Below are 1,904 nucleotides of genomic sequence, written 5' to 3'. Positions count from 1 at the left end.
GAGTACCGGGTGGAGCTGCCGGAGGGTGGCCGGTTCGCCCACCAACCGCCGTCCAGGTTCGCCGTGCTGGCCGGCGGCGACAACCCGCCGGTCCCGGCGCTGATGACCCCCGCCACCCGCGCCGCGCTGAACGTCCGCACCGGGGACACGGTGACCCTCTCGCTCTCCGGCGTGACCCTGCCGGTCAAGCTGGTCGGCGAGGTCGAGGCCGTACCCGCCACCCCGGACGCCACCGGCGGCATCCTGCTCGACCTGCCCGCCGCGACGAACTGGCTGCTCCGCCACGACGGCGTGGTCCGGCCGGTGGCCGAGTGGTGGCTGCGTACCGACGCCGGCGGCCACGCCGGGGCGGCGGCCGCCGTCACCGAGCTGCCCGGGGTGGCGGTGCTGGACCGGCGTCAGGTCGCCGCCGAAGCCGCCCGTGACCCGTACTGGCTGGGGGCGCGGACCGGTCTGCTCGCGGCGGCCCTCGGCTCGGTGGTGCTCGCCCTGGTCGGCCTGGCGGTGGACGTCTGGGCCACCGCCCGGCACCGGCTCGGGGAGTTCGCGGTGCTCCACACGCTGGGCGCCGCCCCGCGGCTGCTGGCCCGGGCGCTCCTGGCCGAGCAGGCCTTCCTGGCCGGCATCGGGGTCGGTGTCGGCCTGCTGGTGGGGGCGGGCGTCGCGGCGACCATGGTGCCGCTGGTGATCCTCACCCCGGCCGCCGGCCGGCCGGTGCCCGACGCGGCCTTCGCGCTGCCCTGGGCGCCGATCGCGCTGACCGCGCTCGGGCTGCTGGTCGCGGCCCTGACCTTCAGCGCCGTCATCACCACCGGCATCCGCCAGCGGGTGGCCGCCCTGCAGCTGCGGATCGGGGGAGAGCGATGAGCGTCTTCGGGGTGGCCCGCCGGGTGCGGGCGTACGGGGGGCACTTCCTGCTGCTGGCGGTGCTGACCCTGGTCACCGCGTTGCTGATCACCGCGGTCCCCCGGGTGGCCGACCGGCTCACCGGGCAGGGGCTGCGCGAGCACGTGGCCGGCCAGCCGGTGGCCCGGCGGGACCTCACCTACACGACGCAGCAGGAGTTGGTTCCCCGGACGACCTGGTCGGTGGCCGGCACCCGGGCGAGCGACCTGGACACCGTCGAGGGGCGGATGCCCCCGGCGGTGCAGCGGGTGATCGGCGAGCGCTGGTACGCCGCCCGGGCGGCGTTCGCCCGGCTCACCGGCCCGCAGCTGACCTCCGACAAGGGGCTGGTCGACCTCAGCGTGCGCAGCATGGGCGGGGTCCGGGAGGCGGCCGGCCTGGTCGAGGGGCGGTGGCCCGAGGCCGGTACGACCGCCGACGGGTCGGTCGAGCTGGCCCTCGCCGACACCGTCGCCGGACCGCTCGGACTGCGCGCCGGCAACCGGCTGTCGCTCTCCATCGTCGACGAGTTCGGCAAGCCGCTGAAGACGAGGAAGATCCTCCTCGTCGGGGTGTTCCGCCCGGCCGACCGGGGCAACGGAATCTGGGACAGCCTCCCCACGATGCTGCGGCTCACCCCGCCCGAGGGCGACGGCGAACCGTTCCTGGTGGTCGGAGTGACCGCCGATCGGGGCTTCGACGCGCTGGCGACGGCCGGCTGGCCGGTCGGCTTCAGCTGGCGTTACCGGATCTCGCCGGAGCGGATCACCCCCGCCCAACTCGACGCGCTGGTCGACGGGCTGGCCACCCTGGAGCGGACCCGCCCGGCCGGGCTCACCCTGACCCAGGGCGTGGACATCCCGCTGCGGCAGTTCGCCGAGTCGCTGGCCGCCGCGCGTACGCTGCTCGCCGTCATCGCCGCCGGGCTGCTCGCCACCCTGGCCGGCCTCACCCTGCTGGCCGCCCGGCTGGCGGCGCGCCGACGACGGGCCGAGTACGTGCTGCTGCGCGCCCGGGGC

General features: G+C 76.6%; 1 protein-coding gene and 1 pseudogene. Both read left to right on the top strand.

Features of this window, described 5'->3' with window-relative positions:
• On the top strand, positions 1-867 hold an 867-nt coding region (locus DKL51_RS31625), incomplete at its 5' end, for an ABC transporter permease (protein ID WP_148097907.1).
• Positions 864-1,904 (top strand): annotated as a pseudogene (locus tag DKL51_RS31620) (FtsX-like permease family protein); the annotation flags it as partial. The gene DKL51_RS31625 and the pseudogene DKL51_RS31620, both read left to right, overlap by 4 nt.

Source organism: Micromonospora globispora (assembly GCF_003857015.1).
Taxonomy (GTDB): Bacteria; Actinomycetota; Actinomycetes; order Mycobacteriales; family Micromonosporaceae; genus Micromonospora; species Micromonospora globispora.
This window is presented reverse-complemented; position numbering and strand designations above follow the sequence as displayed.